Origin of the sequence: Brevibacterium sp. SIMBA_078, from assembly GCF_046534565.1 — a bacterium.
Taxonomy (GTDB): domain Bacteria; phylum Actinomycetota; class Actinomycetes; order Actinomycetales; family Brevibacteriaceae; genus Brevibacterium.
The window spans coordinates 1-247 of record NZ_JAWRYQ010000454.1 but is presented as its reverse complement, the minus strand read 5'-3'; the positions used below and the strand labels follow the sequence as shown (position 1 = coordinate 247).

Genomic DNA, 247 nt, shown 5'->3' with positions numbered 1-247 from the left:
AATTTGACTTTTATATTGATTGTTCGGGGTTTGAATCTTTACTGATAGATAAAGCTTTAAAAGTCCCTTTCGTTGATGTGTCTGATAGCTTACTGATAAATAGCGCCTTAGTTGTGCAAGTACCTACAAAAGAAGATGATGATATTCCGCCTTATACACTTGCTACCGCTCATCAAGCTGGCTGGATTTGGGACATTGCGCTCACTAATAGGCGGGGAGTGGGCTTTGTTTATTCAAATAACCACAT

Annotated in this window: 1 protein-coding gene; it reads left to right on the top strand. The window is 39.3% G+C overall.

Going from position 1 to position 247, the window contains the following annotated elements; genetic code table 11:
• The coding region (locus tag SB749_RS20390) for a tryptophan 7-halogenase (RefSeq protein ID WP_410711912.1) at positions 1-247 on the top strand (247 nt) is incomplete at both ends.